The 21,310-nt window shown below is 70.1% G+C and carries 21 protein-coding genes, 1 tRNA gene and 1 pseudogene; 4 read left to right on the top strand and 19 right to left on the bottom strand.

What is annotated here, in order from left to right; all coding sequences use genetic code 11:
* The 13 genes and pseudogenes from GQQ93_RS10850 to rplU all read right to left on the bottom strand — a co-directional run.
* Positions 1-172, bottom strand: a pseudogene (locus GQQ93_RS10850) (IS256 family transposase); the annotation flags it as partial.
* Positions 173-292: 120 nt separating this feature from the next.
* A complete protein-coding gene (locus GQQ93_RS10845; protein ID WP_157424226.1) occupies positions 293-1,288 on the bottom strand; it encodes a tyrosine-type recombinase/integrase in 996 nt (331 codons plus the stop codon).
* Between the two features lie 43 nt (positions 1,289-1,331).
* Positions 1,332-1,559: a helix-turn-helix transcriptional regulator gene (locus GQQ93_RS10840; RefSeq protein WP_157424225.1), complete on the bottom strand. Its 228-nt coding sequence runs from the start codon at positions 1,557-1,559 to the stop codon at positions 1,332-1,334.
* A gap of 163 nt (positions 1,560-1,722) precedes the next feature.
* Positions 1,723-1,798, bottom strand: a tRNA-Ala gene (locus tag GQQ93_RS10835).
* 104 nt (positions 1,799-1,902) lie between these two features.
* Positions 1,903-2,265 (bottom strand): ribosome silencing factor, encoded by a 363-nt coding sequence (rsfS, locus tag GQQ93_RS10830; RefSeq protein ID WP_157424224.1) that lies wholly within the window; start codon positions 2,263-2,265, stop codon positions 1,903-1,905.
* Positions 2,266-2,303: 38 nt separating this feature from the next.
* On the bottom strand, positions 2,304-3,539 hold the full coding sequence (locus tag GQQ93_RS10825; protein ID WP_157424223.1) for a hypothetical protein: 1,236 nt from the start codon (positions 3,537-3,539) through the stop codon (positions 2,304-2,306).
* A complete protein-coding gene (gene nadD, locus GQQ93_RS10820; protein WP_157424222.1) occupies positions 3,536-4,135 on the bottom strand; it encodes a nicotinate-nucleotide adenylyltransferase in 600 nt (199 codons plus the stop codon). Before nadD ends, GQQ93_RS10825 begins: the two co-directional genes overlap by 4 nt.
* Positions 4,136-4,151: 16 nt before the next feature.
* The gene (locus GQQ93_RS10815; protein WP_022888083.1) at positions 4,152-4,370 is read right to left on the bottom strand and encodes a hypothetical protein; all 219 of its coding nucleotides are present in this window, start codon (positions 4,368-4,370) and stop codon (positions 4,152-4,154) included.
* A gap of 70 nt (positions 4,371-4,440) precedes the next feature.
* Positions 4,441-5,715 carry a glutamate-5-semialdehyde dehydrogenase gene (locus tag GQQ93_RS10810; protein WP_157424221.1) on the bottom strand — a complete coding sequence of 425 codons (1,275 nt, stop codon included), beginning with the start codon at positions 5,713-5,715 and terminating at the stop codon, positions 4,441-4,443.
* Positions 5,716-5,763: 48 nt separating this feature from the next.
* The gene (gene proB / locus GQQ93_RS10805) at positions 5,764-6,555 is read right to left on the bottom strand and encodes a glutamate 5-kinase (protein WP_157424220.1); all 792 of its coding nucleotides are present in this window, start codon (positions 6,553-6,555) and stop codon (positions 5,764-5,766) included.
* Positions 6,552-8,114 carry a GTPase ObgE gene (gene obgE, locus GQQ93_RS10800; RefSeq protein WP_157424219.1) on the bottom strand — a complete coding sequence of 521 codons (1,563 nt, stop codon included), beginning with the start codon at positions 8,112-8,114 and terminating at the stop codon, positions 6,552-6,554. Before obgE ends, proB begins: the two co-directional genes overlap by 4 nt.
* A 72-nt stretch (positions 8,115-8,186) precedes the next feature.
* Positions 8,187-8,444 carry a 50S ribosomal protein L27 gene (gene rpmA / locus GQQ93_RS10795; protein WP_022888079.1) on the bottom strand — a complete coding sequence of 86 codons (258 nt, stop codon included), beginning with the start codon at positions 8,442-8,444 and terminating at the stop codon, positions 8,187-8,189.
* Positions 8,445-8,472: 28 nt separating this feature from the next.
* Positions 8,473-8,781 (bottom strand): 50S ribosomal protein L21, encoded by a 309-nt coding sequence (rplU, locus tag GQQ93_RS10790; protein ID WP_157424218.1) that lies wholly within the window; start codon positions 8,779-8,781, stop codon positions 8,473-8,475.
* A 301-nt stretch (positions 8,782-9,082) separates the two neighbouring features.
* Between rplU and GQQ93_RS10785 the strand changes: the two genes are divergently transcribed.
* Together GQQ93_RS10785 and GQQ93_RS10780 are read left to right on the top strand one after the other, a co-directional pair.
* Positions 9,083-9,493, top strand: coding sequence for a hypothetical protein (locus GQQ93_RS10785; RefSeq protein WP_157424217.1), 411 nt, complete (start codon positions 9,083-9,085; stop codon positions 9,491-9,493).
* A gap of 22 nt (positions 9,494-9,515) precedes the next feature.
* Positions 9,516-9,803 carry a DUF4031 domain-containing protein gene (locus GQQ93_RS10780; protein ID WP_157424216.1) on the top strand — a complete coding sequence of 96 codons (288 nt, stop codon included), beginning with the start codon at positions 9,516-9,518 and terminating at the stop codon, positions 9,801-9,803.
* Here the strand turns inward: GQQ93_RS10780 and GQQ93_RS10775 are convergent.
* A complete protein-coding gene (locus tag GQQ93_RS10775) occupies positions 9,795-12,374 on the bottom strand; it encodes an Rne/Rng family ribonuclease (RefSeq protein WP_157424215.1) in 2,580 nt (859 codons plus the stop codon). The genes GQQ93_RS10780 and GQQ93_RS10775 overlap by 9 nt on opposite strands.
* A gap of 271 nt (positions 12,375-12,645) precedes the next feature.
* Between GQQ93_RS10775 and GQQ93_RS10770 the strand changes: the two genes are divergently transcribed.
* Positions 12,646-13,272, top strand: a complete 627-nt coding sequence (locus GQQ93_RS10770; protein WP_157424214.1) for a vitamin K epoxide reductase family protein — start codon at positions 12,646-12,648, stop codon at positions 13,270-13,272.
* A 66-nt stretch (positions 13,273-13,338) separates the two neighbouring features.
* Here the strand turns inward: GQQ93_RS10770 and ndk are convergent, their stop codons facing one another.
* From ndk to GQQ93_RS10745, 5 genes are all read right to left on the bottom strand, one after another.
* Positions 13,339-13,761 carry a nucleoside-diphosphate kinase gene (ndk, locus tag GQQ93_RS10765; protein WP_026378307.1) on the bottom strand — a complete coding sequence of 141 codons (423 nt, stop codon included), beginning with the start codon at positions 13,759-13,761 and terminating at the stop codon, positions 13,339-13,341.
* Positions 13,758-14,228 carry a DUF4233 domain-containing protein gene (locus tag GQQ93_RS10760; protein WP_157424213.1) on the bottom strand — a complete coding sequence of 157 codons (471 nt, stop codon included), beginning with the start codon at positions 14,226-14,228 and terminating at the stop codon, positions 13,758-13,760. The genes ndk and GQQ93_RS10760 overlap by 4 nt, the downstream gene beginning before the upstream one ends.
* On the bottom strand, positions 14,225-15,592 hold the full coding sequence (locus GQQ93_RS10755; RefSeq protein ID WP_157424212.1) for a bifunctional folylpolyglutamate synthase/dihydrofolate synthase: 1,368 nt from the start codon (positions 15,590-15,592) through the stop codon (positions 14,225-14,227). Before GQQ93_RS10755 ends, GQQ93_RS10760 begins: the two co-directional genes overlap by 4 nt.
* Positions 15,589-18,900 (bottom strand): isoleucine--tRNA ligase, encoded by a 3,312-nt coding sequence (gene ileS, locus GQQ93_RS10750; protein ID WP_246192274.1) that lies wholly within the window; start codon positions 18,898-18,900, stop codon positions 15,589-15,591. Before ileS ends, GQQ93_RS10755 begins: the two co-directional genes overlap by 4 nt.
* Positions 18,901-19,119: 219 nt before the next feature.
* Positions 19,120-19,521 carry a GntR family transcriptional regulator gene (locus GQQ93_RS10745; protein WP_157424210.1) on the bottom strand — a complete coding sequence of 134 codons (402 nt, stop codon included), beginning with the start codon at positions 19,519-19,521 and terminating at the stop codon, positions 19,120-19,122.
* 125 nt (positions 19,522-19,646) lie between these two features.
* Here GQQ93_RS10745 and GQQ93_RS10740 point away from each other — a divergent pair, with 125 nt between their 5' ends.
* Positions 19,647-21,305 (top strand): ABC transporter substrate-binding protein, encoded by a 1,659-nt coding sequence (locus tag GQQ93_RS10740; protein WP_157424209.1) that lies wholly within the window; start codon positions 19,647-19,649, stop codon positions 21,303-21,305.
* Positions 21,306-21,310 lie beyond the last annotated feature (5 nt).

Raw genomic sequence — 21,310 nt, 5'->3', positions numbered from 1 at the left:
TCGTACGGGTCGGGCTGGGTTTGCCCCACTCGGCGCCGACGACTGCGTCCGCGTCAGCTGAGAGGAGCGCGTTGATCATGGTTTGCAGCAGCTGCCGCATCAGATCCGGGGACGCGTCCGCGAGGGCTTCGCCGAGCAGGCCGGCAGGGTCGACAATATGAGGAGCGGTCATCGTGATGACTCCATTCGAGTGAGAAGTAGAGAGCTTTCTCGAAGGATCACACGGTGACCGCGTTTACGTCGTGAGCGACGAGGCCGGCCACCGCGCGCTACACCACTATGAGGGACTCAGCTACGAGCCGATCATCGGTCCCCGCCCAAGCACGCACCGCTCGCAGCGAACGATGCACATCCTGAGTCCCGTTCGGAGCGCCAGTACGCGTGTGGAGGACGAACTCGTTACCGCCGCTCGCGATCTTCCGCCGCCGGAGCATCGGGAGGATCTCGGGTGGCACAGTGACACGGCGCCACCCCGACTCGCTCTTGAGGTAGTTCTCCCAGTGCTTGACTGCCCCTTGGAGTCGACGATCTTGCCGGCGATGGTGATCGTCGGCTTCGGCGCGTCCAGGTCCACATACTCCCACTTGAGGCCGACGGCTTCGCTGATGCGAGCACCGGTCGCGAGGATGAGATCGACGACGTCTCCGAGGAGGTCTGAGGGTCGAGGCCCCATCCGGTCCTCGCGGGTCTGGTACTCGCGGATGACGCCCCTAAACTCGGCGAGTTCCATGGCCGCGGGTGCGTAGATCGGCCGGGCCTGCTCCTTGACCTTCTTCACCTCGCGCGCGGGGTTGGCGATCATCAGGTCGTTCATCACCGCGTACGAGCAGATCTGACTGATCAGCGCCTTCACGTTGCGCGCGGTGCTCGGCGTCTGCCGGTAGATGGTCTTGTAGACGCGGAGGACGGTGCTCGCCTTGATCTCACGGATGGCGAGGGCGCCCATGTGTGGGGCGATCTGTTTCTCGATAAGGCGGCGGTTCTCGTGCCTGGTCGTGTCGCGCTGCTCCTGCGTGAACTCGACGTGATCCATGAATTCGTGCGCCAGGTCGAGAAACGGTGACTCCGGAGTGAGCACCCCCGACTCGGCGAGTGTCGTCGCGTACTGCTCGTCGACCGATTCCATCAGCGTTCGGCGTGCGGCGGCGTTGGATCGAGCACTGACGCGGAGCTTGCCGCGCGTGCCGTCGAGCCGCCGAAATCGCACGGTGCCGCGCACCCGGCCGTTGGGCAGGGGTTGATACGAGATGTCGCCGTGAGAGCCGGGCGCTAGTGCGTGGCGTGCCATGAGAGTCGTCCTCGTTTCGAGGAGATGAGCACGATCGACCTGATCACCGTCGGTCCGTCCGGGCATGCAACCACGCTTCGACGTTCGCGCTGCTGTAGCGCAGTTGCTTGCCGAGTTTGGTGGCCTTCGGGCCGGTGCCCTCGAGCCGCCAGTGGTACAGCGTCTCTTTCGAGAGCTGCAGGTACGCGGCCAGCTCGTCGACGGTGAGGTAGTCCCCGAAGCTCTCGATGAAGCGAGTCGCCGGGGCCGTGGTCGGAAGTGATGTGCTCATACTCCTTATGAGTGCGGCACATCCCCTGCATCGTCACGGTCTGTTGGAATCCGATGTGGATGCCTGTGGAACGAGGGCCGATTTCAAAAAGGCCCCAAAAAGGCCCCAAACGCCCTCTTCCAACGAAAAGAACCCCTGGGAACCTTCGGTTCACCAGGGGTTTTGGTGGATCTGAGGGGACTCGAACCCCTGACCCCCTGCATGCCATGCAGGTGCGCTACCAGCTGCGCCACAGACCCATTTTCGTTGGTATCTCGCTCTCGCGGCCCAACGATTCGAGCTTACACCAGCCTCTTGCCCGAAACGAAATCGAGCGAGCCTCAGCCGGCGAAGGCCGCTCCGATCAGGGGTTCGCCGCGAGGATCGGCTCGACCGGCAGCGCCGGGCAGTCGTTCCAGAGGCGCTCGAGGCCGTAGTACATACGCTCCTCCTGGTGGAACACGTGCACGACGAGGTCGCCGAAGTCGAGCAGCACCCAACGGCCGCCGGCGTGCCCCTCGCGTCGTCCGGCGCGGCCGAGCACCTCCTCGATGCCGTCGGCGATGGCGACGACGTTGCGCTCGGAGGTGCCCGTGACGAGCAGGAACACGTCGGCGAACGGGAGCGGCCGCGAGACATCCAGCGCGACCAGATCTTCGCCGCCCTTCGCGTCGGCCGCGCGAACCGCGCGTGCGAGGGAGTCGAGGGCCTGGGTGGATGCGGTCATACGCTCATTTCCGGTAGACGAGTGGTTGGCGCGGCCGGTCAGAACAGGCCGGTCATCGCGCCGATGACGAGGGTGCCGACGACGCCGAGCGCGAGCACGCCCGCGGTGACGGCGAGAACGAGGGGCACGTTCATGCCCTCCTTCTTCGGTGGGGAGATCATGGTGCGCGCCGCACCCTGGGTGCTGATCGCGCGCGTCGCCGCGACCGGGGCGACCCCGGTGCCCACGTCTTCGACCTGATGTTCGAAGAGGCGGTCGACATCGGAGGAGTCGACCTGGCTCGGGTGAACACCGGTCGCGCCGTAGCTGCGGGGCAGATCGATCGAGCCCGTCGCGAGCACCTCGCCCGGCTGTGAGAGCTGGTTGGCGAATGCGCCCTGGTCGGGCAGCGACGGCAGGATGAGCGCGTTCGTCGTCGTCGGCACGCCGTGGCTCAGCGCGCCGCGCGAGAGCATCTGATCGAACGGCTCGGCGCGCTCCTCGGCCTCGGGGAGGTTGAGCTGCGACGTCCAATGGCCGGGCGATCCTGCGCTGACACCGGGAAGATTGGCAACGCTCGCATCGACGATCGGGTTGACGGCCGGCTGCGGCGTCGCCAGGGAAGCGGGCATCGCCTGAGGGAGCCGCTGTTGCTGCGCTGCTTGCGGCTGCTGCTGCTGCGGCGGCGGTTGCACGCCGTGCACCACGGGAGTCGCGGATGCGACTGCCGTCGAGGCGACCGGCTCGTCATCGAACTCGTCGTCGAAGTCGTCGAGCTGAGCGCCGTCGAGCATCGCCCGCAGCTCGCGCCGCGTCAGCGTGCGCTCGGGCGCGGAGGGCATCGACGGCGCGGACGCCGGCGCCGACTGCGCCTGGGCTGCCGCGGGAACCGCCGGCTGCGGCGGGGCCTCGGCCGCCGGCTGCGCCGAGGGACGCGGGGCGAACGGGTTCTGCGGCGGAACAGCGGTCAGCGGCGCCGCCTGATCGAATCCGCCGGCGGGCCGTGGCGGCGCGAAACCCTGACCTGGGGCAGGGTACGGCGCGGGGACCTGCTGCTGCGGCGCCTGCGCCGGCGGCTGCGCAGGAAGCACCGGAGCTGCGACGGGCTGCGGGGCGACCGGCTGCGGCGCATACTGCGGCACAGCAGGAGCCTGCGCGGGAGGCGCGGCGTAGACGGGCGCGGCGGCAGGGGGCGCAGCCTGTTCAGGGGTCGCCGCACCGGCCTGCTGTTCCCGCAGGCGTTCGAGCTCGCGCAGCTCGCGGCGCGTGAGCTGCGGTTCGTTGGACGAAGTCATTCGACACTCCGGTAGAGATGGTGCTTGGAGATGTACTGGACGACCCCGTCGGGCACCAAGTACCAAACCGGGAAACCCCGGCGCACCCTGCTCCGGCAATCGGTCGACGAGATCGCAAGTGCCGGAACTTCAAGCAAGCTTACGTCTTGCTCGGGCAAACCCGTAACGCTCAGCACATGTCCCGGACGACTCACAGCAACGAAGTGCGCGAGCTCCCAGAGCTCGTCGACATCTTTCCACGACAGGATCTGCGCGATGGCGTCGGCCCCCGTGATGAAGAACAGATCGGCATCGGGTCGTTCACGGCGGATGTCTCGCAGCGTGTCGATCGTGAAGGTGGCCTTCGGCCGGTCGATGTCGACGCGGCTCACCGTGAACCGCGGGTTCGACGCGGTCGCGATCACCGTCATCAGGTAGCGGTGCTCGGCCGTCGTGACGACCGTCTTGTAGCTCGGCTGCCCGGTCGGCACGAAGACGACCTCATCGAGATCGAGCGACTGCGCGACCTCGCTCGCGGCCACGAGGTGGCCGTGATGGATGGGATCGAACGTACCGCCCATGACCCCGATGCGGGGCCGGCGGTCCGAGCCGGTCACGGTGCGACCGCTCGCCTCAGTGGCCGTGCCCGTCTCCGGAGTGGCGGGCGGCGTAGGCCTCGGCCTTCGCGCGGTGGCGGTTGGCGACGTCGCGGTACGAGGCGGTGACGATGCCGAGCGCGGCGAAGATGATCAGTGCGACGAGCCCGTACATCCAGGCTTCCATCGGAAGCTCCCGTGCGTGCACCGTCTCGGTGAGCACCGTGCCGGTCAACGCTGCGGTGGTGAGGCTCATTCGGCCGTTCCTTTCGAATCCTGCTGGTAACGCTCCCGACAGTCTAGCGAGAACGGGGGTCGCGACGGGCTCAGGCGCGCACGTGGCCCGCGCCGCGCACGATCCACTTGGTGCTCGTGAGCTGCGGGAGGCCCATCGGCCCGCGCGCGTGGAGCTTCTGGGTCGAGATCCCGACCTCCGCGCCGAAGCCGAACTCCGATCCGTCGGTGAACCGCGTCGAGGCGTTCACCATCACCGCGGCGGCGTCGACCTCGTTGAGGAAGCGCTCGGCGTTGCCGAGGTCGTTCGTGACGATCGCCTCGGTGTGCTTGGTCGAGTAGCGACGGATGTGCGCGAGCGCCTCGTCGAGCGAGTCGACCACGCCGACCGAGATGTCGAGGCTCATGTGCTCGGTCGCCCAGTCCTCGTCGGTGACCGGGAGCGCATCGGGACGCAGGGCGCGCACCCGTTCGTCGGCGTGCACGGTCACCCCGGATGCCTCGAGCCGATCGAGCACCGCGGGAAGCAGCCGCTCGGCCGCGTCGCGGTGCACGAGCAGCGTCTCGAGCGCGTTGCAGACGCTCGGCCGCTGCACCTTCGCGTTGTGCACGAGCTCGACCGCCCACTGCTCGGGCGCGCTCTCGTCGAGGAACATGTGCACGACGCCGGCCCCCGTCTCGATGACCGGCACCCGCGCCTCGTCGACGACCGCGCGGATGAGCCCGGCGCTCCCCCGGGGGATCAGCACGTCGACGTACTCGCGGGCCTGCATCAGGTGACGGGCACCGGCACGGCCGAAGTCGTCGACGGTCTGCACCGCGTCGCCGGGAAGACCGGCGAGCTCGAGGGCGTCGCGCAGCACCCCGACGAGCACCCGATTGGTCTGCTCGGCGGCGCTGCCGCCGCGGAGCACCACGGCGTTGCCGCTCTTCAGTGCGAGCACCGCGATGTCGATCGTGACGTTCGGGCGCGCCTCGTAGATCGCGCCGACCACGCCGAGCGGCACCCGCACCTGGTCGATGCGCACCCCGCTCGGCAACGAGCGGCCGCTCACGGTCTCGCCGATCGGGTCGGTGAGGGCGATCACCTCGAGCACGGCGTCGGCGAGCGACCCGACCCGGCGCACGTCGAGGGTCAGCCGATCGAGCAGGCCGTCGGAGAGTCCGTTCGCACGGCCGTCCTCGAGGTCGAGTGCGTTCGCCGCGACGACCTCGTCGGCGCGCTCCCGCAGGAGCGTCGAGACCTGCTCGAGCGCGGCATCCTTCTCGGCGGTCGAGGCGCGGGCGAGCAGGTACGAGGCCGCCTTGGCGGCGGCGAAGCGCTCGTCGAGCACGGCGAGGTCGAGGTCGAGGTCGGGATGCTCCATGGCACCAGCCTAGGCGAGCGGCTGCGCACCGCTCACCGTATGACGAGGTCAGCGCGCGTCTGAGACCGGGTCGAACCAGGTGCCGATCTCGGCTCCGGCGAGGGCCTCGGCGACGAGTGGCGTCGCGGTGATGAGCACGGCGGCGCCCGCGTCGGCGGCGATGCGAGCGGCGGATACCTTGGTCTCCGCTCCCCCGGTGCCGACGCCGGCGCGGCCGACCGAACCGATCTCGACGCCCGCGAGCACGTCGCCGTGCGGCACGTGCGCGATCCGCTCGGCGCCCTCGAGGTGCGGCGGCTTCGTGTAGAGGGCGTCGACGTCTGAGAGGAGGACGAGCAGTTCGGCCCCGATGAGCTCGGCGACGAGCGCCGCGAGGCGGTCGTTGTCGCCGAAGCGGATCTCGTGGGTCGCGACGGTGTCGTTCTCGTTCACGATCGGCAGGATGCGAAGTGCGAGCAGACGGTCCATCGCCCGCTGGGCGTTGAGGCGCGGGGTCTCGTTCTCGAGGTCGCTCGCGGTGAGGAGCACCTGGCCGGCGACGATGTCGAACCGGTCGAGCGCGTCCTGATAGCGCACGACGAGCAGGTTCTGCCCCACCGAGGCGGCGGCCTGCTGGGTGGCGAGGTCGGTGGGTCGCGAGTCGAGGCGCAGGTAGGGCATGCCGGTCGCGATCGCTCCGGATGACACGAGCACGACCTCGGTGCCGCGGGCGTGGGCCGCGGCCAGCGCATCGACCAGGGGTGCGATCTGGCCGGCGTTCTCGCCGCTGATCGACGACGAGCCGACCTTCACGACGATGCGCCGCGCCGAGGCGATGTCGGCGCGCGACCGAACGGTCACCGCTCGCCCTCGTCGCCCGAGCCCGCCTCCGACTCGGTCTCGACCGCATCGGCTGCCGTGTCGCCGTCGGCCCAGAGCCCGGCCTCGCGCTCGCGCTCGAGTTCGGCTCGCGCCTCGGCCTTGGCGTCCATGCGCTCGTGGTAGTCGCTCTTGCGCTCTGCACGGGTCGCACGGCGGTTGTCGTCGAGGCGCACATCGGTGCCGCGCGGTGCGGTGATGAGCTCGGCCGTCGAGGTGAGCGTCGGCTCCCAGTCGAACACGACGCCCTGGCCCTTGCCGATGACCACGGTCGAACCGGCGACCGCCCCGGCGCGAACGAGCTCGTCTTCGACGCCGAGCTTCGCGAGACGGTCGGCGAGGAAGCCGACGGCCTCGTCGTTCGCGAAGTCGGTCTGCTGCACCCAGCGCTCGGGCTTCTTGCCGAGCACGCGGTAGAGCGTGCCGTAGCTGCCGCCCTCGGCGCGCACGGTGAACTCCACGGCGTTGACGGCCTTCGGGCGGATGACGATGCGCTCGGGTGCGGGCTCTGCGGCGGCCGCGAGACGAGCGTCGTCGACGAGCTCGCCGAGTGCGAAGCCGAGCTGGCGCAGCCCCTCGTGGCTCACGGTCGAGATCTCGAACACGCGGTAGCCCCGCGCTGCGAGGTCGGGCCGCACGAACTCGGCGAGTTCGCGCGCCTCGGGCACGTCGATCTTGTTCAGGGCGACGATCTGCGGGCGTTCGAGCAGCGGAACCTGCCCCTCGGGCACCGGATAGGCGCCGAGTTCGGCGAGGATGACGTCGAGATCGCTGAGCGGGTCGCGACCGGGCTCGAGGGTGGCGCAGTCGAGGACGTGCAGCAGGGCCGAGCAGCGCTCGACGTGGCGGAGGAACTCGAGGCCGAGCCCCTTGCCCTCGCTCGCGCCTTCGATGAGGCCGGGCACGTCGGCGACCGTGTAGCGGTGGTCGCCGGCCTGCACGACGCCGAGGTTCGGGTGGAGCGTCGTGAACGGGTAGTCGGCGATCTTCGGCCGGGCCGCGGAGAGCGCGGCGATCAGGCTCGACTTGCCCGCACTCGGGTAGCCGACGAGGGCGACGTCGGCGATGCTCTTCAGCTCGAGGGTGATCTGCACCTCGTCGCCGTCGGTGCCGAGCAGCGCGAATCCGGGCGCCTTGCGCTTGGTCGTCGCGAGGGCCGCGTTGCCGAGGCCGCCGAGGCCGCCGGACGCCGCGACGTAGCGGAGTCCGGGCTCGGCGAGGTCGGCGAGCTCGTTGCCGTCCTCGTCCTTCACGACGGTGCCGACGGGCACCGGAAGCTCGAGCGACTCGCCGAGTGCGCCCGAACGGTTGTCGCCCTGGCCGGGCTGTCCGTTCGCCGAAGAGCGGTGGGGACGGCCGTGGTAGGCGAGGAGGGTGGTGACCTGCGGGTCGGCGACGAGCACGATGTCGCCGCCGTGGCCGCCGTTGCCGCCGTCGGGGCCCGCGAGGGGCTTGAACTTCTCACGGCGTACCGAAACGCACCCGTTGCCACCGTGCCCGGCGCGCAGGAACAGCGTCACCTCGTCGACGAAGCTGACCATTCCGTACCCCTCCAAAGCGATGAAACACGTGAGGGCGAGCCGAAGCCCGCCCTCACGATGACCGTCGGTCGACTATTCGCCGACCGCCACGATGTTGACGACCTTGCGGCCGCCCTTGTTGCCGAACTGCACCGCGCCGGCCTCGAGCGCGAAGAGGGTGTCGTCGCCACCGCGACCGACGCCCGCGCCCGGGTGGAAGTGGGTGCCGCGCTGGCGGACGAGGATCTCGCCGGCGCTGACGACCTGGCCGCCGAAGCGCTTCACGCCGAGGCGCTGCGCGTTCGAGTCACGACCGTTGCGAGTGGAGCTCGCTCCCTTTTTGTGTGCCATGTCTGATTCTCCTTCGAGGCGCCGCGGGCTACTTGATGCCGGTGATCTTGACGCGCGTGAGCTCCTGACGGTGGCCCTGGCGCTTCTTGTAGCCGGTCTTGTTCTTGAACTTCTGGATCACGATCTTGGGGCCGCGGAGGTCGTTGAGAACCTCGGCCGTGACCGTGACCTTTGCGAGCGACTTGGCGTCGGAGGTGATCTTCTCACCGTCGACGAGGAGCACCGGGATGAGCTGGACGTTGCCGTCCTTGTCAGCCTGGATCCGGTCCATCGTCACGATGGTGCCGACTTCGACCTTCTCCTGCCGACCGCCGGCGCGCACTACTGCGTAAACCACTACTCGTACCTATCTCTGGGGAACCCTGAGGTTCCGACTGTCTGATGGGATTGTCACTGCGCGGTCGCCCCAGCGGGAAGAAGGGTGGTGACTGCCAGAAAACACTGTGCAGGTTGAACTGCAAGTTGGCGCTCACCGTGATAAGCGGCGGCACCAACGAACGAGTTTACCGGATGAGTGGAGGGCGGTCAAACGAGCGCGCCCGGCGCGGCGCCGCACTCCCCCGGCGTACTATTCCGTGAGGACCGCGCTCGGCGGCCGCCGAGACGGCGGAGGAGCCGAGTCGGGAGCGGAGGCGAACGTGATACTCATCGACACGCCGCCGCGCCCCGCGGCGACGAAGTGGGCTGCCGCCCTGTTGATCATGAACGGTGGCTTGTTCCTCATCCCAGTCACCGCTCTGCTGGTATTCGGGGTCATGCACCAGTTGGCGCCGGACATGCTCGCCACGCCGCTCGTGCTGGCGGCACTCGGCGCCTCGCTGCTGTTCGCTGCACGAGCCGTCTGGCGGGGTGCTCACTGGCCCCGACGGTACGTGCTCGTCGTGGTCGCCGGTGAACTCGTCAGCATCGCGAGCGGTTCCACCTACATCGGCGCAGCGCTCCTCTTCGTAACTCTGGCGGCATTGCTCCTGTGGGGACCTTCTGCGCGACAGTTCGCCGTTACAGCGGGCGAAACTGCCGTCTCCAGCCGATGGAGCTCGAGCAAATGACGACGCGACTGGCGGTGCTCACGTGATACTCATCGATACGCCGCTGTGGCCGAAGCACGGCACGGTGTGGGCGCACCTCGTGAGCGACGCCTCGATCGATGAGCTCCACGCCTTCGCGCGCCGCGCCGAGCTTCCGCCGCGCTCGTTCGATCTCGACCATTACGACGTGCCCGTCGAGCGCTACGACGACCTGGTCGCCGCCGGCGCGCTCCCGGTCGAGCCGCGCGAACTGGTCGTACGGCTCGCGAGGAGCGGCCTGCGGGTCACGCCGCGCGAGCGGCGCGCCCGCAGGCACGACGCCTCACTCTGAGCGGTCGGATGCCTCGTCGTCGGCGCGGGTGATGACGGGCGGGGCCCCGCCGGTGCTGAGCGCCGCGGTCGAGACCCGACGGCTGCGGGCACGACCCTCGCCGGACTTCTTGGGCGCGGGCAGCGCGTCGAGCACCGAGTCGAGGAGCACCTCGGCCTCGGCGGCGCGCACGGGCCGCTTGCGGTCGACGGCGGGTACGGGCAGCTCGAGGATCGGTGCGGCCTCGGGGGCCGGGGCCGCCTCCGCCGCAGTCTCGGGCTTCGCCGTCACGGCGGATCCCGAGGGGGCCTGCTCGTCAGGCGCCGTGCTCGCCTCGGGCGTTCCCTGCTCCTGCGAGACCCGACGGTGGCGACCGCGGCGACGGCCGCCGGTCGGCGCGTCGGCCGCGGGTGCGACCTCGGTCGAGGCCGGCTCCGACGCAGCGGGGCGGCCCTCGTCGGCCTTGGGCTCGGCGTGCGGGATCGTCGAGGCCGCGATCTGCGCGAGGGCGTGCTTCACGTCGTCGGTGATCGCGTGGGTGCCGGTGTGCGGGGCGCTCGCCGCCGCGGGCTGCGCGGCCTGCTGCTGCTGTCCGCCGCCGTTCGAGCTGCCGCTGCCGCCGCGGTTGCGACGACGCTCGGGCTGCTGCTGCTGCGGGGCGCGGTGCTTCATCACGGGCTCGTGGTGCACGATGATGCCGCGGCCGGCGCACACCTCGCAGGGCTCGCTGAACGACTCGAGGAGCCCGAGGCCGAGCTTCTTGCGGGTCATCTGCACGAGGCCGAGCGAGGTGACCTCGGCGACCTGGTGCTTGGTGCGGTCGCGCGAGAGGCACTCGACGAGTCGGCGCAGCACGAGGTCGCGGTTCGACTCGAGCACCATGTCGATGAAGTCGACGACGATGATGCCGCCGATGTCGCGCAGGCGAAGCTGGCGCACGATCTCTTCGGCGGCCTCGAGGTTGTTCTTCGTGACCGTCTCTTCGAGGTTGCCGCCGGAGCCGACGAACTTGCCCGTGTTGACGTCGACGACCGTCATCGCCTCGGTGCGGTCGATGACGAGCGAGCCGCCGGAGGGCAGCCACACCTTGCGGTCGAGCGCCTTCTCGATCTGCTCCGAGATGCGGAACTCGTCGAAGGAGTCGCGCTCACCCACGTACGCCTCGACGCGCTCGAGGAGGTCGGGGGCGACGGCGCGGAGGTAGCGCTCGATGGTCTGGCGCGCCTCGTCGCCCTCGATGACCATCTTCTGGAAGTCCTCGTTGAAGACGTCGCGGACGATCTTGATGAGCAGGTCGGGCTCGGAGTGCAGCAGCGCGGGGGCCTGCACCTTCTCGAGGGTCTTCGAGATGTCGGCCCACTGCGCGATGAGGCGGTTGACGTCGAGCGTCAGCTGCTCTTCGGTCGCACCCTCGGCGGCGGTGCGCACGATCACGCCCTGGTTCTCGGGCAGCACCTCTTTGAGGATCTTCTTGAGGCGCGCGCGCTCGGTGTCGGGCAGCTTGCGGCTGATGCCGTTCATCGAGCCGTTCGGCACGTACACGAGGTAGCGGCCGGGCAGCGAGATCTGGCTCGTCAGGCGGGCGCCCTTGTGGCCGACCGGGTCCTTCGTGACCTGCACGAGCACTCGGTCGCCGGGCTTCAGCGCGAGCTCGATGCGGCGCGGCTGGTTCTTCTCGCCGTTCTCGGCGGCGGCGTCCCAGTCGACCTCGCCCGAGTAGAGCACGGCGTTGCGACCGCGGCCGATGTCGACGAACGCGGCCTCCATCGAGGGCAGCACGTTCTGCACGCGACCGAGGTACACGTTGCCGATGAGCGACGCGTCTTGGTTGCGAGCGACGTAGTGCTCGACGAGCACGCCGTCCTCGAGCACGCCGATCTGGATGCGGCCGCCCTTCTCGCGCACGATCATCGACCGGTCGACCGACTCGCGGCGCGCGAGGAACTCGGCCTCGGTGATGACCGCACGGCGCCGACCGGCGTCGCGGCCGTCGCGGCGGCGCTGCTTCTTCGCCTCGAGACGCGTCGAGCCCTTGACCTTCTGCGGCTCGGTGATGAGCTCGACCTCGCGGGGCTTGCGCACCTTCACGACATTGTTGGCGGGCTCGTCGCCCGACGAGCGGCCCTCCTCGCCAGAACGGCGGCGGGTGCGACGGCGCACGCTCGACGGCTCGTCGGCGGGTCGCTCGTCGCGCTCGGGGCGGTCGTCGCGCTCGGGCGCGGCGAACACCGGCGGGGCGTGGAAGATGAGCGAGGTCGTCGTCAGCGCGGCGGGGATCGGCGAGACCGCAGGCTCGCTCGTCGCCTCGGCCTCCGCGACGACCTCGACCACGTCCTCCGTGGTCTCGGTTGCGGCCCCGGCGACGGTCTCGTCGCCGGACGCCGCCGGCTCGACCACCGGTGCCGCAGCCTCGGCCGACGCCGCAGCGGGCTCGCCGTGCGGGGCCTCGGGCTCGACGACCGGCGTCACCGCGTCGGCCGCGGGCTGGGCCGCTTTGCCTCGGCCCCTGCGGGAGCCGAACAGGCCGCCGCGTCGCTTCGCGCCACCCCTCGAATCGGGTTCGTTCGTGTTCTTCTCGTTGCCTTCCACCATCTCTGGTGCACTCCTACGCCGGTCCCGACGGCCGCGCCGTCGTCCCGTTACTCATCTGGAGCGGTTCCACCGTGTGCGGAACCGCCGAACCATCACTCCTGCGATCGGCGGGTGCCTGGATCGCCACGTCTTGCGGGTGTCTCCCGCCCACTCGGATGCGGTGCATCCTCAAAGCCTTCGTTGGCGCCGTGCCGGGCGCGGCCCGGACGACTCCCTCGATTATCGCATGGTCTCACAGCTCGGTGGGGAACCGGCATGCCATAATCCGAGCATGCCCGACTCCCCTCGCGGATCCCGACCTGTCGCGTCGGCGATCTTCCTCATCATCGCGGGGGCGCTCGGCCTCCTCGCCGCGTTCGAACTCTCGGTCGAGAAGGTCCTCACGCTGATGGACCCGGCCCACGTGCCGAACTGCAATGTGGGGGTGCTCGTCGGGTGCAGCACGAACCTCGAATCATGGCAGGGCGCCGTGTTCGGCTTCCCGAACCCCTTCATCGGCCTGATGGCCTGGCCCGTCGTCATCACGATCGGCGTCGCGATCCTCGCCGGCGCGACGTTCTCGCGCTGGTTCTGGGTGGGCTTCAACATCGGTGTGGCCGGTGCGCTGGTGTTCGTCGGATGGCTCATCTACCAGAGCATCTACGTGCTCGACGTGCTCTGCCCCTGGTGCATGCTCACGTGGGCGGTCACGATCCCGACCTTCTGGGTCGTGACGCTGCACAACCTCCGATCGGGCAACATTCCGGCATCGGCACGCGTCCGCCGACTGGCGGCAGGCTGGTTCACCTGGATCCCGCTCATCACGATCGTCTGCTACGCGATCGTCATCCTGCTCGCGCAGCTGCAGATGAACGCCATCCCGCGCGTCATGGTCGACCTGCAGGGCCTCTTCGGCTGAGCCTCCACCGCACGCGAACGCCCCGGCCCGAGAACTCGGGCCGGGGCGTTCAGCACGCGGGATGACTCAGGCGAACCAGAGTGCGAGTTCGCGCTCGGCCGACTCGGCGGAGTCGGAGCCGTGCACCAGGTTCTGCTGCACCTTGAGGCCCCAGTCTCGACCGAAGTCGCCGCGGATGGTGCCGGGCGCGGCGGTCGTCGGGTCCGTCGTCCCGGCGAGCACGCGGAACCCCTCGATGACGCGGTTGCCGGCGACGCGCATGGCGACGACCGGCCCCGACTGCATGAACTCGACGAGCGGCTCGTAGAACGGCTTGCCCTCGTGCTCGGCGTAGTGCTTCGCGAGCAGTTCGCGGTCGGCCTGCACGAGGCGGATGTCGACGAGCGAGTAGCCCTTCGCCTCGATGCGGCGGAGGATCTCGCCGGTGAGGTTGCGGGCGACCCCGTCGGGCTTCACGATCACGAGGGTCTCTTCGATCGCAGTGGTCATTGCTGTTCCTTTCCTGGCGCGACGACCGCCGCGCGTTCTCGGTCGATTCGGCTGCCGACGACCATGCAGTACCACCACATGCCGCCGAAGAGTGCCCCGACGACGAACATCGCCGGGTTGAGGAAGCCGGACGCGACGATGAGCACCTGCAGCGTCCACCCGAGCACGTAGGCCCACTCGAAGCGCAGCAGGCCCATCGTCGCGATCAGGCCGAGGATGATCACGCCGCCCGCGGCGAGGGCGACCCACGACGGCAGCGCCTGGTCGGCACCGCCCTGCGCGAGACCCCAGATCACGAGTGCGGCGAGGAAGACGACGATCGTCTCGAAGGCGAGCACGATCGAGGCCAGACTCCGCCGGATCGAGCGCAGCGGAGCGGCCGCAGCAGGCGCGGAGCTCTCGTCGACGGAGGAATCACCAGCCCCGTTCACCGGGTCGCCGTCGCCCTCGTGCCGAGCGTCGCTCATGCCATGCCCCACTCGCGGTCGTCGGCGATCGCCATCGCCTCGCCGACGAGCACGATCGAGCCCGTCACGAGCACGGCGCGCTTCGGCGCCTCGGCGGCCCAGGTGCGGGCCTCCTCCAGCGCGTCGTCGAGCCGCTCGACGACGAGGGTGCGCTTCATGCCGACGCGCTCGGTGACGATCGCCTCGAGTGCGGCGGCCGGGAGCGCGCGCTCCGTGTCGGGGGCGGTGACGAGCATCGGACCGTCGAGTTCGGCGAGGGCGTCGACGATGCCCGCGGCATCCTTGTCGTCGACGACGCCGACGACGATCGCGAACTCGTCGAAGTCGAAGAACTCGTCGAGCGCCGAGACGAGCGCGCGGGCCCCGTGCGGATTGTGGGCCGCGTCGACGAGGATCGTCGGCTCGATGCCGATGAGCTGCAGCCGCCCTGGCGACGACGCCTCGGCGAGGCCCCGCTCGACCACCTCGTCGGCCAGTCGCACCGAGCCGCCGCCGATGAAGGCCTCGACGGCCGCGACCGCCACGGCCGCGTTCTCGGCCTGATGCGCCCCGAAGAGCGGAAGGAAGAGATCGCGGTACTCCCCCGCGAGCCCGCGGATCGTCACGAGCTGCCCGCCGACGGCGACGGTGCGGCCGACGACGGCGAAGGCGTCGTCCTCGACGGCGAGCGTCGACTCGGTGAGTTCGGCGGCCTCCTCGAGCACCGCGAGTGCGGCGTCGGGCTGCCGGGCGGTGACGACCGCCGCGGCCGGCTTGATGATGCCCGACTTGGTGCGTGCGATCGCCTCGACGGTCGAGCCGAGCCGGGCCTGGTGGTCGAGCGCGATCGGCGTGAAGACGGCGACCTGGCCGTCGGCGACGTTCGTCGAGTCCCACTCGCCGCCCATGCCCACCTCGAGCACGACGACATCGACGGGGGCGTCGGCGAAGCAGGCGAACGCGAGCACGGTCAGCACCTCGAAGAAGGTGAGCGGCGATTCGCCGGCCTGCTCGAGCTCGGCGTCGACGATCGCGACGAACGGGAGGATCTCCTCCCAGTTGCGGGCGACCGCCTCGTCGGAGACCGATTCGCCGTCGATGCGGATTCGCTCGGTGAATCGCACGAGGTGCGGGCTCGTGAGCAGCCCGGTGCGCAGGCCCGAGGCGCGCAGCAGGCTCTCGATCATGCGGCTCGTCGAGGTCTTGCCGTTCGTGCCCGTCAGGTGGATCACCGGGGCGGCGCGGTGCGGGTCGCCGAGGAGTTCGACGGCGCGCCGCGTCGGCTCGAGACGCGGCCGCGGCGCCCCCTCGCCCACCCGGGCGACGAGTGCGGCGTAGACGGCGTCGGCCGCGTCGGCGGCGTCGTGGTCGTGGGCGTCGCTCATGCGCGCTCCAATCCGATGAGGAGTCGTGAATCGTCGCCGACGGGCTTCGCCTCGTCGGACTCGACGGCGGACGCCGATGCGACGACCTCGAGCGAGGTCGCGAGCGTCTCGCCGGCGATGAGTGCGCGGTGGGTCTCGGCCGCGGCCGCGCCGACCGGGTCGAGCGCGAGGCTGAGCGCGATGCGGTCGCCGACCTCGAGGCCGGCGGCCTTGCGCGCCTCCTGCACGGCTCGCACGACGTCGCGCGCGAGGCCCTCGGCCTCGAGCTCGGGAGTCGTCGCGGTGTCGAGCAGCACGAAGCCGCCGTCGGCGAGCAGGGCGAGCGCGTTCTCGCCGTCGCCCGATCCGCCGGCCTCGAGCACGAGCTCGTACTCGCCGGCTTCGAGCGCGATGCCGCCCGCCACGACCGCGTCGCCCGCGACCGACCAGTCGCCGCTGCGCGCCGCCTGGATGGCCTGCTGCACCTGCTTGCCGAGACGCGGGCCGGCGACCCGCGCGTTGACGGTGAGGCGCTTGGTGACGCCGTAGCGCTCGGCGCTGTGCTCGTCGAGCGCGACGAGTTCGACCTGCTTGACGTTGAGCTCGTCGCGGAGGATCGCCTCGAACGGGGCGAGCGCAGAGGCATCCGCGCTCACGATCGTGAGCATCGCGAGCGGCAGGCGCACCCGGCGGCCCGACTGCTTGCGGAGCGACAGTGCCGAGGAGCTGATCTCGCGGACGGCGTCCATCGCGGCGACGAGCGCCGGGTCGGCCGGGAACTCGGCCGCGTCGGGCCAGTCGGTCAGGTGCACGCTGCGCCCGCCGGTGAGCCCGCGCCAGACCTTCTCGCTGACGAGCGGCAGCAGGGGCGCGGCGAGGCGGGTGAGCGTCTCGAGCACGGTGTAGAGCGTGTCGAACGCCTCGCGGCCGGAGCCGTCGTCGGCGACGCCGCCCCAGAAGCGGTCGCGCGAGCGGCGCACGTACCAGTTCGTCAGCACGTCGCCGAAGTCGCGCAGCTTCTGGGCCGCGAGCGGCGAGTCGAAGTCGTCGAGGTCGACGGTGACGGCCTCGACGAGGTCGCGCAGCTTCGCGAGCAGGTAGCGGTCGAGCACATCGTTCGACGTCGTCGAACGGGATGCCTCGTAGCCGCCGTCCTTCGCGGTGTTGGCGTAGAGCGAGAAGAAGTACCAGGTGCTCCAGAGCGGCAGCATCAGCTGGCGCACGCCCTCGCGGATGCCCTCCTCGGTCACGACGAGGTTGCCGCCGCGCAGCACCGAGCTCGACATGAGGAACCAGCGCATCGCGTCGGAGCCGTCGCGGTCGAACACCTCGCTGACGTCGGGGTAGTTGCGCAGCGACTTCGACATCTTCTGCCCGTCGCTGCCGAGCACGATGCCGTGGCTCACGACGTTCGAGAAGGCGCGTCGGTCGAAGAGCGCCGTCGAGAGCACGTGCATGACGTAGAACCAGCCGCGCGTCTGCCCGATGTACTCGACGATGAAGTCGGCCGGGTTGTGCGAGTCGAACCACTCGCGGTTCTCGAATGGGTAGTGCACCTGGGCGAAGGGCATCGAGCCCGAGTCGAACCAGACGTCGAAGATGTCGGGGATGCGCCGCATCGTCGAACGGCCCGTGGGGTCGTCGGGGTTCGGCCGCGTGAGGTCGTCGATGTAGGGGCGGTGCAGGTCGGGTTCGCCCGAGGGGCCGAGCGGGAGGCGACCGAAGTCGCGCTCCAGCTCTTCGAGCGAGCCGTACACGTCGATGCGCGGGTGCTCGGGGTCGTCGCTCTTCCACACCGGGATCGGCGAACCCCAGTAGCGGTTGCGGCTGATCGACCAGTCACGGGCTCCCGCGACCCACTTGCCGAACTGGCCGTCCTTCACGTTGTCGGGCACCCAGTTGATGTCCTGGTTCAGTTCGCCCATGCGGCCCTTGAACTCGGGCACCTTGATGAACCAGCTCGAGACGGCGCGGTAGATCAGTGGGTTGCGGCAGCGCCAGCAGTGCGGATACGAGTGCTCGTAGCTCGCCTGGCGCAGCAGCCGGCCCTCGGCCTTCAGCAGCTGGGTGAGTGGCTTGTTCGCGTCGCTCCAGAGCATCCCCGCGACATCCGTGACGGCCGGGAGGAACCGGCCGCCCTCGTCGAGCGAGATGACGACCGGGATGCCTGCGGCCTCGCCGATCTTCTGGTCCTCCTCGCCGTAGGCGGGCGCCTGGTGCACGATGCCCGTGCCGTCCTCGGTCGTGACGTAGTCGGCGACGAGGATGCGCCAGGCGTTCTCGAGCCCGTACGCCTCGACGTCGGCGTAGTAGTCGAAGAGCCGGTCGTAGGTGACGCCGTCGAGCTCGGCGCCGCGAACGGTACGCGACACCGCGGCGCGCGCCTCATCGGCGGAGTCGTAGCCGAGCTCCTTGGCGTAGTTGCCGACGAGGTCGATCGCGAGCAGGTACTCGGCGCCGAGCACCTCGGTGTCGCCCGCGACGCCCTCGGCGCCCTCGCGGAGCACCGTCGCGTCGGGGGTGCCGTTCGGCCCGCCGGGCACGACCGCGTACTCGATCTCGGGACCGACGGCGAGCGCGAAGTTCGTCGGCAGGGTCCACGGCGTGGTCGTCCAGGCGAGGGCGCGCACCGCGGTGAGCCCGAGCGACTCGGCCTTCGCGCCGGTGAGCGGGAAGGTGACCGTCACGGTCTGGTCCTGACGCATCTTGTACACGTCGTCGTCCATGCGCAGCTCGTGGTTCGAGAGCGGCGTCTGGTCGCGCCAGCAGTACGGCAGCACCCGGTAGCCCTCGTAGGCGAGGCCCTTGTCGTAGAGCGTCTTGAACGCCCAGATCACGCTCTCCATGAAGGTGACATCGAGCGTCTTGTAGTCGTCGGCGAAGTCGACCCATCGCGCCTGGCGCGTGACGTACTCCTCCCACTCCTTCGTGTAGCGCAGCACCGACTCGCGCGCGGCCTGGTTGAAGGCCGCGATGCCCATCTCCTCGATCTGGCTCTTGTCGGTGATGCCGAGCTGGCGCTCGGCCTCGAGCTCGGCGGGCAGGCCGTGCGTGTCCCAGCCGAAGCGGCGGTGCACCTGGTGGCCGCGCATGGTCTGGTAGCGCGGGAAGAGGTCTTTCGCGTAGCCGGTGAGGAGGTGGCCGTAGTGCGGCAGGCCGTTGGCGAACGGCGGGCCGTCGTAGAAGACCCACTCGGGGGCGCCCTCGCGCTGATCGATCGAGGCCTGGAAGGTCTCGTCGTTCAGCCAGAACTCGAGGACCTCGCGCTCGACGGCGGGGAAGTCGGGTGAGGGGGCGACACCGTGGTCGTCTGGGGTACGGGGGTACACGCTCGCTCCTTGTGGGACGGATGCTCTCACGAGGACGCCGGCCGCTCGATCGAGCCTCCGCCGCGGTACCACCTCGCTTGCCCCTCTGATCGAGAGGCCCCTCATTGCCGGCTGTGACGGGCCGCCCCGTTCGGTTCTACTGACGATCGGATGCCACGTGGCCGCCGTTCGCGTTCTGCCGAAGACTCCCCGGTGATGGCCGGATCGATGTCGTTGCCGTCAAGAATACCGTGTCGGCGCCGGGCGGACGACGCCGGCGGGGCTCGGCGCGGAGCGGTACGCCTCGCGGATGAGCTCGAGCAGGGCCGCCTCGGGCAGGCCGTGCCCCTTCGCCTCGTCGACGAGGTCGTGGATCGCGCCGGCGAGTGCGGCGTGGCCGCCGATCCGCACCGCGACGACGGCGCCGCGGCCGCGATGCAGCTCGATGAGCTGCTCGTCGCGCAGCCGGTGGTAGGCGCGGAGCACGGTGTGGACGTTCACCCCGAGGTCGTCGGCGAGCGCGCGGGCCGCGGGAAGGCGCTCGCCGCCCGACAGCCGCCCGTCGATGATCGAGGCGCGAAGCCCGCCCGCGAGCTGCTCGGCGAGCGGGCTCGGCAGAGTCGGATCGAGCCGGATCAGCATGATCAAACCCTATTGTTCTCGTGATATGCGAACAAGTCGCTTGTCGCGGACTCGTGCCGGTGTCAGGATGAATCCGGGTCGAGGTCGTCCCGCCCACTCCCCCGAGCTCTCCTGCAAGGATTCCCATGCGCACTGCCACGCCCCCCGCCCGCCGATCACGCACCGTCGGGCTCCTCGCCGTCGCGGTCGCGGGCGGCGTCCTGCTCGCCGGCTGCCAGGCGGACGAGGCCCCGGTCTCGGAGGAGCCGGTCGCGGGCGGCACGCTGCGCTACGCGAGCGGCGATGCCGAGCCGAGCTGCCTCGACCCCCACGTCGGCGGCAACTACCCGCAGGCGCTGCTCGCGAGCCAGTTCCTCGAATCGCTCGTCTCACGCGACGAGTCGGGCGAGATCATCCCGTGGCTCGCCGAGTCGTGGGAGGCCTCCGCCGACGGGCTCAGCTGGGAGTTCACGCTCCGAGACGACGTCGAGTTCACCGACGGCACGCCGTTCGACGCCGAGGCGGTCAAGGTGAACATGGAGCACCTGCAGGACCCGGCGACGCAGTCGTCGACCGGCTACCTCGCCCTCGGCAAGGTCGATCGCGTCGAGGTCGTCGCACCCGATGTCGCGCGCTTCGTGCTCACCGCACCCGACAGCGCCCTGCTCGAGTCACTGTCGCAGCCGTGGCTCGCGATCGAGTCGCCCGCGGGGCTCGCCCGCGGCATGGAGGAGAACTGCCAGGCGCCGATCGGCACCGGCGCCTTCGTCGTCGACGGCTGGGTCAAGCAGGAGCGGGTCTCGCTCGTGCGCAACGACGACTACGTCTCGCCGCCCGCCGACGCCGAGCACGAAGGCCCCGCCTACCTCGAGGCGATCGACTGGCGCTTCGTGCCCGACGCCGCCTCGCGCTACGCCGCCCTGCAGGGCGGCCAGGTCGACGTGATCGACAACCCGCAGCCCGACACGATCGCGGCCGCCGACGAGAGCGGCGCATTCGCCTGGCTCGACGCACCGCGCCCCGGCGCCTCGAACCGCATCGAGCTGAACTCGGGCCAGGCTCCGTTCGACGACGAGCGAGTGCGCGAGGCGTTCCTCGCCGCGGTCGAAGTCGACGACGGCATCGACGCGCTCTACTTCGGCACCGCCGGCCGCTCGTACTCGGCACTCTCCTCGGTCGAGGCGCTCGCCTACTCCGAGCCCGAACTCTTCGCGACGGATCTCGATCGCGCCGACGCCCTCCTCGACGAGGCCGGCTGGACCGAGCGCGACGACGACGGCACGCGCATGAAGGACGGCACCCGCCTCGTCCTGCGGTTCCCCGTCAGCACGAACCAGTCGGTGCCGGCCGAGCAGTCGCTGTTCGAGCAGGTGCAGGCCACCGCCAAGGAGGCGGGCTTCGACGTGCAGATCTCGCTGCTCGACCTCTCGAGCTGGTACGGCGCGCTCTTCGCGCACGAGTACGAGATCGTGAGCGCGCCCTACACGAAGGTCGGCCCCGACGTGCTGCGCATCCTCTACCACTCCGACAGCATCACCCCGGCGCCGAGCGGCTACTTCGCGAACCTCGCCCAGGTGAACGACCCCGAGATCGACGCGCTGCTCGCCGAAGCCGCCTCCACGAGCGACCCCGCGGAGCGCGCGGCGCAGTACGAGGAGGCCCAGCGCCTCATCCTCGGCGGGCACTACCTGCTGCCGCTCTACGACCAGCAGAACAGCTTCCTGCTGAGCCCGAAGGTGCACGGCGCGCGTGCACTGCCGACCGTCTCGACGCCGAGCTTCTCGGACGCTTGGCTCGCCGAGTGAGGCCG

It is taken from the genome of Agromyces lapidis, assembly GCF_009749405.1.
GTDB lineage: Bacteria > Actinomycetota > Actinomycetes > Actinomycetales > Microbacteriaceae > Agromyces > Agromyces lapidis.
Note: the sequence above shows the minus strand (reverse complement) of the source record. Positions and strands in the feature narration are given on the sequence as shown.